This window comes from Mycobacterium sp. 1245852.3 (assembly GCF_001669335.1).
Lineage (GTDB): Bacteria > Actinomycetota > Actinomycetes > Mycobacteriales > Mycobacteriaceae > Mycobacterium > Mycobacterium europaeum_A.
The window spans coordinates 1-4,895 of sequence record NZ_LZLL01000132.1 but is presented as its reverse complement, the minus strand read 5'-3'; the positions used below and the strand labels follow the sequence as shown (position 1 = coordinate 4,895).

At 68.2% G+C, this 4,895-nt stretch carries 1 protein-coding gene; it reads right to left on the bottom strand.

Annotated features, from left to right (window positions below):
- Positions 1-4,895 (bottom strand): non-ribosomal peptide synthetase (locus A9W96_RS05860; RefSeq protein ID WP_156765128.1); only part of this gene is annotated, 4,895 nt, incomplete at both ends.

Here is a 4,895-nt window from a genome sequence, read left to right as displayed (position 1 = left end):
GCCACCTGCCCGCCGAACAACTCCACCACCGACACCGGCACCACCGCACGACCCAACGCCGACACATTGCCCCACGCACCGAGTCGCGCGCATTCGGCGGTGTCGAGCACATCGATCGAGGACAGTCGGCGATGCGGGTCGTCGGTGATGGCGACCAACACCCGCCGCAGTCGCTCGGTCAAGGTGTTAACGGTGTCCGGGTCGAACACGTCGGTGCGGAATTCGACGGTTCCGCCGATCCCGGCGGCCCGGCCGTCGTCGCTCCAGCGGGCTGACAGTGAGAACGTCAGGTCCATTCGGGCGGTACCCGTTTCGACCGGCTCGGCGCTGACCTGCAGGTCCCCCAGACGAAGCTCCGCCGCGTTGGCACTCTGCCAGGCGAGCATCACCTGGACCAGGGGGTGGTGCGCCAGGGAGCGGCTGGGGTTGAGCCGCTCGACCAGCACCTCGAAGGGCACATCCTGGTGGTCGAAGGCCGCCAGGACGTGCTGACGCACCCGGGCCAACAGCTCGGCGACGCTGGGATCACCTCCGAGATCCACGTGCAACACCAGGGTGTTGACGAAGAATCCCACCACGTCGTCCAGCGCGGGGTCACGGCGGCCGGCGATCGGAAAGCCCACCGCAACATCGGAACTCGCACTGATCTTGGCCAGCAGCACCGAGAGCGCGGCCTGCACCACCATGAATTCGGTGGCGTTGTGCGCCCGCGCCACCGCATGCACCCGTTGCTGCAACTCCGCGGGCCAGTCGATGCCCACGCTGGCCCCGCGATGATCGGCCACCGACGGATACGGCCGATCCGTAGGCAGCTCGATATGCTCGGGCAACCCCGCCAAGGCTCGTTCCCAATAGGCCAGCTGCCCGGCGATCGGGCTGTCCGGATCGTCCAGGTCTCCGAATTGCGTCCGCTGCCAGATCGCGTGGTCGACGTACTGCACCGCCAGCGGCGCCCACTGCGGCGCCCGGCCGCCGCTGCGACTGGCGTAGGCGGTGCCCAGATCGCGCACCAGTGGATTCAGCGACCAACCATCCGCAGCAATATGATGGACCACCGCCACCAACACATGCTCGTCATCGCCGCGACGGAATAGCTTTGTTTGTATGGGTATTTCGCTTGCGAGATCGAACGCGTACCTTGCTGCGGCATCCACGCCCTCCTTCATCCGTGCCGGCGACCAACCGGCGGCATCAATTACGTCCCACCCGACGTCCGCCCGCTCAGCGGGAATCACCACCTGCCGCGGTGTCCCGTCGGAGACGGCGAACACCGTGCGCAAACTCTCATGTCGAGCCACCACATCGAGGAGGGCGGCGTGCAGGGCCTCCACGTCCAATCGACCGCGCACTCGCAGCACCGCCGGCATGTTGTACATCGGCGACGGTCCCTGCAACTGATCGATGAACCACAACCGGGACTGCGCGAACGACAACGGCACCAACTCCGGCCGTGCACCCGCCCGCAGCCGCGGAATCCGTTGAGTGCCAGCACCGGCAAGCCGCGGCGCCAACTGGGCCACCGTGGGCGCCTCGAACAGCGTCCGCACCGAAACGCCGGCGTCGAAGGCGGTGTTCACCGCCGCGAGCAAGCGCATCGCCAACAGCGAGTCGCCGCCGAGGTCGAAGAAGGAGTCGTCGACGCCGACGCGTTCCACGCCGAGCACCTGGGCGTAGATGCCCGCAAGGATCTCCTCGATCGCGCTCGTCGGGGCCCGGTAGCGGTCGGCGTCGGAGTATTCCGGCGCCGGCAGCGCGCGGGTGTCCAGCTTGCCGTTGGCGGTCAGCGGCAACGCCTCGAGCACCACCACCGCCGAGGGCACCATGTATGTGGGGAGCCGCTGACCCAACCAGGCCCGAATGTCGGTCGGGTCAGCGACTCCGGTCACATAGCCGACGAGACGCTTGTCGCCGGCCCGGTCTTCACGGGCGATCACCGCCGCATGCTCAACGCCGTCCAATTCGCTTAAAGCGGCGCGGATTTCGCCGAGTTCGATCCGGTAGCCGCGGATCTTGACCTGCTCGTCGGCGCGGCCCAGGTACTGCAACTGCCCGTCGACGCCCCACCGGACCAGGTCACCGGTGCGATACATCCGCGCACCCGGCGCCCCGAACGGGCAGGCGACAAACCGCGTCGACGACAGGCCCGGGCGGCCCACATAGCCGGTCGCCAGCCCACCGCCGGCCACATACAGCTCACCGACCACACCGACGGGCACCTGACACAGCCAGCCGTCGAGCACGAAGAAGGCCAAGTGCGCCAAAGGCGTTCCGATGGGGCTCAAGTTGCTGTCGACGTCCCCGTCGACGATCTCCCGGAACGACGCGTGCACCGTCGTCTCGGTGATGCCATACATATTCACCAGACGGGGCAGGCCCGGGTGACGGTGCAACCACGTGGCCAACCGGTGCGGCTCGAGCGCCTCACCACCGAAGACCACCGTCTGCAACTTCAACCGCTCACCCAACTCAGGCGCCAACGCATCAGCGCTCTGCAGCGCATAGAACGCCGACGGCGTCTGACTCAACACGCTGACCTGCTCGCGAACCAACAACGCGTGCAAGTCTTCTGGCGATCGGACCACGTCGTCCGGCACGATCACCAGACGCCCGCCATACAGCAACGACCCGAAGATTTCCCACACCGAGAAGTCGAACGCCAATGAATGGCACTGGGTCCAGACCGCGCCCGCACTCAGTCGCGCATCGATCGCTTCCAGCAGCTGGGTGACATTGCGGTGGGTTACGGCCACTCCCTTGGGAATTCCCGTCGAGCCGGACGTGTAGATGAGGTACGCGATGCTGTCCGCCGCCGGCACCGGAAGCCCGGTGGTGGGCCGGGTCGCCACGGCGGGGTCGTCGATGTCGACGATCACCCCGGCGAACCCGTCCAGCCGGGCGCGCACCTCGGCGGTGGTCACCGCGGCGATCGGCGCTGCATCAGCGAGCACGAACTCCAACCGCGCCGCCGGCACGCTCGGGTCGATCGGCACATACGCCGCCCCGGTCTTGAGGACCGCGAAAATCGCCACGATCGCTTCGGCCGACCGCGGGATCACCACCGCCACTCGCTGACCCGGACCCGCGCCCCGCTCGGAAAGCAAGTGCGCCAACCGGTTCGTCGACTCGTAGAGCTCTCGGTAGGTCAACGAGCGCGCGCCGCAGGTGATCGCCACGGCCCCTGGAGCGCTTGCCACCTGCGCGGCGAACAACGCCGGAATCGACACCAACGCCATCGGAGGCGCGGTGACTATCGCGCGGTTACCGGCCACGTCGAGCCGCTCGCGTTCGGCCTCGTCGAGCAGGTCGATCGACGACAATCGTTGAGCCGGATCGGCGGTCATGGCCGCCAGCGCCCGATGAAACCGCTCGATCAGCGTTTCGATGCTCGATAGGTCGAACACGTCGGTGCGGAACTCCACCGCTCCGCCGATGCCGCCCGGCCGGCCGTCCTCGGTCCACCGTTCGTTCAGCGAGAAGACCAGATCCATCCGGGCGACCTGGGTGTCCAGCGGCAGAGGCGTGACCTGCACGTCGCCCAATTCCAGTCCGGCGGCGGGGCCGTCATGCTGCCACGGCAGGTTCTGCCAGGCCAACACCACCTGGACCAGCGGGTGGTGGGCCAGGCTGCGGCTGGGACGGAGCCGCTCCACGAGCACTTCGAAGGGCACGTCCTGGTGTTCGTAGGCCGCCAGGCTGCGCCGCCGCACCCTGGCCAACAGTTCGGCGACGCTGGGATCGCCGCCGAGATCCACGCGCAGTACCAGGGTGTTGACGAAGAAGCCCACCACGTCGTCCAGCGCGGGATCGCTGCGTCCGGCGATCGGAAAGCCCACGGCGACATCGGAAGTCGCGCTGAGCTTGCCCAGCAGCACCGAGAGCGCGGCCTGCATCACCATGAACTCGGTGGCATTGTGTGCCCGCGCCACCGCGCGCACCCGTTGCTGCAACTCCGCGGGCCAGTCGATATCCACGCTCGCGCCCCGATAATCGGCCACCAACGGATACGGCCGATCCGTCGGCAACTCGCCGCGTTCGGGCAACCCCGCCAGGGCTTGTTCCCAGTAGGCGAGCTGCCTGGTGACGGGGCTGTCCGGGTCCTCGAGGTCGCCGAACTGGGCACGCTGCCACAGCGTGTAGTCCACGTATTGCACCGGCAGCGGCGCCCAGTCCGGCACCCGGCCGGCGCGCCGGCTGGCATAGGCCGTCCCGAGGTCACGCACCAGCGGCGCCAGCGACCACCCGTCCGCGGCGATATGGTGGGCCACCGCCACCAACACGTGATCGTCGTCGTCGAGCCGGAAAAGCGTTGTCCGCAAAGGAATCTCGTCGGACAAATCAAAGTGGTGCCGGGCCGCGGTGCCGATCGCAGCACCGAGTCGCTCTATCGACCAGCCGTCGGCGTCGATGACCTGCCAGGCGGCGCCGGTGGACTCGGCTGCGAGGACGACTTGGCGAGGTGTTCCCTGGTCGGCGACGAAGACCGTGCGCAGGCTTTCGTGGCGGCCCACCACGTCGGCCAGGGCGGCGCCCATCGCGTCGGTGTCCAGGCGTCCGCTCAGTCGCAGGGCGACGGCCATGTTATGGACCGGGGACGGCCCGTGCAATTGGTCGAGAAACCAGAGCCGGGACTGGGCGAAGGATAGCGGCACCACGGGGGGCCGGTCGACCGGAGCCACCCGCGCGAGCTTGGTCCCGCCCCCGCGGATCCGCGGCGCCAGCTCCGCGACGGTGGGTGCCTCGAACAGGGACCGGACGGTGAGGCCGGCGTCCAGTTCGGCATTCACGGCCGAGACGAGCCGCATCGCCGACAGTGAGTCCCCGCCGAGGTGGAAGAAGGAGTCGTCGATTCCGACGCGTTCGACACCCAAGATGTGGGCGTAGATGCCGGCCAGGAT